The organism is Streptomyces sp. 2A115 (assembly GCF_052245575.1).
GTDB lineage: Bacteria > Actinomycetota > Actinomycetes > Streptomycetales > Streptomycetaceae > Streptomyces.
On sequence record NZ_JBQQCG010000188.1, the window covers coordinates 1 to 4,071 of the forward strand.

At 71.2% G+C, this 4,071-nt stretch carries 3 protein-coding genes; all 3 read left to right on the plus strand.

All coding sequences use genetic code 11. The features are described 5' to 3' along the window. Nucleotides 1-299: 299 nt before the first annotated feature. Nucleotides 300-1,706, plus strand: a complete 1,407-nt coding sequence (locus tag ACTWQR_RS55335) for a serine/threonine-protein kinase (protein ID WP_443234951.1) — start codon at nucleotides 300-302, stop codon at nucleotides 1,704-1,706. 157 nt (nucleotides 1,707-1,863) lie between these two features. Beyond that, nucleotides 1,864-2,379 carry a hypothetical protein gene (locus ACTWQR_RS55340; RefSeq protein WP_443234949.1) on the plus strand — a complete coding sequence of 172 codons (516 nt, stop codon included), beginning with the start codon at nucleotides 1,864-1,866 and terminating at the stop codon, nucleotides 2,377-2,379. A gap of 183 nt (nucleotides 2,380-2,562) precedes the next feature. Continuing rightward, on the plus strand, nucleotides 2,563-3,981 hold the full coding sequence (locus ACTWQR_RS55345) for a flotillin family protein (RefSeq protein WP_443234950.1): 1,419 nt from the start codon (nucleotides 2,563-2,565) through the stop codon (nucleotides 3,979-3,981). Nucleotides 3,982-4,071: the final 90 nt, after the last annotated feature.

Sequence of the window (4,071 nt, forward strand, 5' to 3'; positions counted from 1 at the left end):
GTACGTCCCCGCCCCACAACCAACCCAGGGGCGCGGGGAACTGCGCGCCCAGCCCCCACCACCCCGCACCCAAACAAACAACCAACCACCCGCCCAACCGCCGGAGGCAACCCGCACCGGACGAACCATGCGGGTCGGTAGGCTGTGCCCGCTGCGGATCCCCCCACCTCGCGCTTCCTGGCCGGCAGGCCGAAGTGCCGTTCGCGGTCGTCGTGTTGGCCCACTGCTGTGTTGAGGATGATTCGCGGGTGCTGGTGGCGGAGCGGTATCGGTTGGACGCGTCCATTGGCCGCGGCGGGATGGGCGAGGTATGGCAGGCCACCGACGAGGTGCTCGGCCGTTCCGTGGCCGTCAAGTTGCTGCTCGGGGACGAGGCCGACAGCGCGGCGTCCGCGCGGTTCCGGCTGGAGGCACAGACAGCGGCCCGGCTGAGCCACCCCTACGTGGTGGCCGTGTTCGACTTCGGCGCCTGGAACAACCGTTTCTACCTGGTCATGGAACTCGTCGAGGGCCGCAGTCTCGCCCAGGAACTGACCGCCGCCGGCACCCTCGGCCAGGAACGGGTGGCCCAGGTCGCCGCCCAGGCGGCGGCCGGACTGGCCGCCGCGCACCGCGAGGGCATCGTGCACCGGGACATCAAGCCCGGCAACCTCCTCTCCGACGCCCAAGGCACCGTCAAGATCGGCGACTTCGGCATCGCCCGCTTCGTCGACGACCCGTCCTCCGCGCTCACCACGGCCGGGCAGATCGTCGGCACCAGCCTCTACCTGGCCCCCGAACGCGCCCTCGGCCGCCCGGCTTCGGCCGCGTCGGACGTGTACTCGCTGGGCTGCGTGCTGTACCAACTCCTCACCGGGCGGCCCCCGTTCCAGGGCGAGAGCGCGACGGTCACCCTCCACCAGCACATCGACATGCCTCCCGTACCTCCGCGGGAGCGGGGCGTCCAGGTGCCGCCCGCCTTCGAGAACTACCTCCTCGGCCTCCTCGCCAAGCAGCCCGAGGACCGGCCCACGGCCCAGCAGGTCGCGGACTGGTTCGGGGCGGGGGCCTGGCGAGGGCGGCCGGAGCCGTTGCCGATGGCTTCGCCGTCGTCGGCGCCGACACCGGGCTCGTCGTACAGGGCGGGCGGAGGGGCGGGAGCGGCCGCTGTGGGCGCGTACTCGGGGGAATCCGGTTCCGCCGAGACGGGGCCCGCGACGATGTACCGGCTGCCGCCCACCACCGCCCAGGCCAGTCGTTCCGCGCCCTCGCGCCGCGCCCGTCCGGCGGCCGCGCGGCAGGGTGGTGGCGTACGGGCGCTGGTCAGCCGTCGGCCACGGGTCGTCGGGCTCATCGCCGGGGCCGCGCTCTTCGTGCTGGCGGTGCTCGCCGGCATGAACCTGTTCTCGCCGGACAACAGCGCGGCGGAGACCGGGCAACAGGGCACACCGACCACCACCGCGACGACCGATAACACCGACAGCGCCGATACCACCGCGACCACCGGGTCGCCCGCCCCCGGGACGGGGACTCAGCCCCAGCCTCAGCAGCCCCAGACACCCACACCCACACCCACGCCTACGCCTACTCCGGCCGTCAGCACGACGCCGCCCGTGACCCCTCCCGTGGTCGAAACGCCGGCAGGGCTCCCGAATGGTGACGAGGGCGGCGCAGAGGGCGAAGAGGCCGACGAGGACGAGAAGGACGAGCAGGACAAGGGCGACTGAGGAGGTCCGTACCCTCTCGGGAGCCCTGTCCGTCCGGTCGCACCCGGCATCAAGAACGCATAAATACTGCCGGTGTACGGCAATGTGCACAGGCGTACGAACCTGACACAATGCCCGTCAACCGAGGTAACCGGTGCAGGCGGGGGAGGTGGACCGGGTGACTCTGTTTCTTGGTCTGGGCATTGCGGGGATCGCCGTACTGGTCCTGGCGCTGGTCTTCGACGGCGTACTCGAAGGGCTCTTCGGCGGGGCCGGTGTCCTGGACGGGCTCTTCGACGGGCTGCTCTCGCTGCCGGTCATCGCCGGGTTCGTGTCGATGCTCGGCTTCAGCGGCGCGCTCGTGCTCGGCACGACCGGGCTGGGGGCCGGACCCGCCACCGTGGTGGGTGTCGGCGCGGGTGCCGGGGCGGGCTGGCTGACCTGGAGGTTCAGCCGGGCCCTGATGCGGGACGAGCCCGGTTCCACCCCGCGCGGCGCCGACCTCGTGGGCAGCTCGGGTTCTGTCGTCACCGCGATCCCGGCTGAGGGCTACGGCGAGGTGCTGGTGTATCTCGCGGGCCAGCCGGTGAAGTACGCGGCCAAGAGCGCCGAGCCCGTGGCGCGGGGCACCGAGATCTGGGTCGAGGCGACGCTCTCGGTGACCTCTGTCTCCGTGCGACCGGTCCAGCGCTGAACCTGCCTACCCGCTGACTATCCGTCAACTCTTCGTTCCACTCAGCCTGTTCAGCCAGTTCAGCCAGTTCAGCCAGTTCAGCCAGTTCAGCCGGTTCGGCATATCCAACCGATCCAACCGATCCAACCGTTCCAACCGATGCAACCGATCTGCCGCCCCCTGGGAGGCAGGGGGGAATTCACCATGAGTCCAGTCGTCATCGCCGTCATCGGAGTCGTCGTACTCCTCGTGCTGCTCGCCCTCGTCGTGGTCACCCGCTACAAGGTGGCGGGCCCGAGCCAGGCGTTCATCGTCACCGGGCGGCGCGGCAAGCAGTCCACCGACCCCGAGACAGGACGCGTCTTCACCGACAACAGCGGCCAGAAGGTCGTGGTCGGCGGCGGAGTCTTCGTCGTGCCGTTCGTCCAGCAGAAGTTCACCCTCGACCTGTCCTCGCGGCACATCCCGGTCGCGGTTCGCGGCGCGGTCACCCTGCGCGGCGTGAAGGTCAACCTCGAAGGCGTTGCCATCGTCAAGGTCGGCGGCACCGAGGACTCGATCCGCGCGGCCGCCCAGCGCTTCCTGATGCAGCAGAACGGCATCGTCGGCTTCACCCAGGAGGTCCTCTCCGGCGCGCTGCGCTCCATCGTCGGCCGGATGTCGGTGGAGGACATCATCCGTGACCGTGCCGCGTTCGCCGGGCAGGTGGCGGAGGAGGCCGAGGCGAGCCTGTCCGGTCAGGGCCTCGTGCTCGACGCCTTCCAGATCCAGGACATCACGACAGAGGGCTCGTACCTGGAGGACCTCGGCCGGCCCGAGGCCGCCCGTGCCAAGCAGGAGGCCGACATCGCCGAGGCGGTCGCCCGGCGGGCCTCCGAGCAGGCCAGGCTGAAGGCGGAGGAGGAGATCGCGATCGCCCAGCGGACCTTCGCCCTCAAGCAGGCCGAGATCAAGGCCGAGACGGACCAGGCGGCCGCCCGGGCGAACGCCGCGGGTCCGCTGGCCGAGGCCGCGCGGCAGCAGGATGTGCTGAGCGAGCAGGAGAAGGTCGCCGAGCGCCAGGCCGCGCTCACCGACCGCGAGCTGGACTCCAGGATCCGCAAGCCCGCCGACGCCGCCCGCTACCAGGCCGAGCAGGAGGCCGAGGCCCGGCGTATCGCGCAGGTCAAGGAGGCCGAGGCGGACGCTCAGCGCGCCCGGCTGACCGGTGAGGGCGAGAAGGCGCACCGTGCGGCGCTGGCCGACGCCGTGCGCATCGAGGGCGAGGCCGAGGCGGCCGCGATCGGGGCGAAGGGCTCCGCCGAGGCCGAAGCGATGCGGAAGAAGGCCGACGCGTTCGCGCAGTACGGCGACGCGGCCGTGCTCCAGATGCTCGTCCAGGTGCTGCCGCAGGTCGTCGCCAAGGCGTCCGAGCCGCTCAGCGCCATCGACAAGATGACGGTGATCTCGACGGACGGCGCCAGCCAACTGTCGCGCACCGTCGCCGACAACGTCGCCCAGGGCGTCGAACTCCTCAACTCCACCACGGGAGTCGACCTCGCGGAGCTCCTCCGGAGTATCACGGCGCCCAAGCCGGCCGCCGGCACGGTCGAGATCAACGGCAAGGTCGAGGTGACCGACTGACGGAACGGCCTGAGTTCGGCCGCGGGTTGTATGCGGCTGGTCGCGCAGTTCCCCGCGCCCCCAAAAGACGGGGCCGCGCCCCTTCAGGGG